A 452-nucleotide genomic window follows, 5' to 3' on the forward strand; every position below is an offset into this window, starting at 1 on the left:
CCCCTAACTCGAAAGTCGTTGCTCAGAGGCAGCCAAAATTAAACAATGCCTCTTTAGCCATACTGAGCGTTATCGAAGCGCTATTTAGTTGTATTAACGACATTACAGTGTGATGAGGTATGCCGACCTTCGCTTACAGTTCTGACTGGCACCTCGGTTTTTTCTCGGACGCCGAGCCGTTGCCGGCATTTGACCGCGACGCTGATGCGTTGCTGGTCGCCGGTGATGCCTTTGATGGGCCCAAACCGCCCCAAATCGACCGGTTTCTCGCTCACACCGCTCCGATGCCCACGGTGTTGATCATCGGCAATCACGATCCGTATACCAGTCGCCGGGACAAGACCTTGGGCGTTTTGTGCCAGGCTTTCGCCAATACGCACGTGACGATTTTGAATAATGAGTCTGTGGTAATCGATGGGGTTCGCGTTGCCGGGAGCGATCTGTGGACGGAC

At 54.0% G+C, this 452-nt stretch carries 1 protein-coding gene; it reads left to right on the forward strand.

The window, feature by feature from the left end; translation table 11 throughout:
- Positions 1–119: 119 nt before the first annotated feature.
- Positions 120–452: metallophosphoesterase (locus FY251_RS21290; RefSeq protein ID WP_187367486.1), on the forward strand; the 333-nt coding region annotated here is incomplete at its 3' end.

Source organism: Haloferax sp. KTX1 (genome assembly GCF_902410085.1).
GTDB classification, from domain to species: domain Archaea; phylum Halobacteriota; class Halobacteria; order Halobacteriales; family Haloferacaceae; genus Haloferax; species Haloferax massiliensis.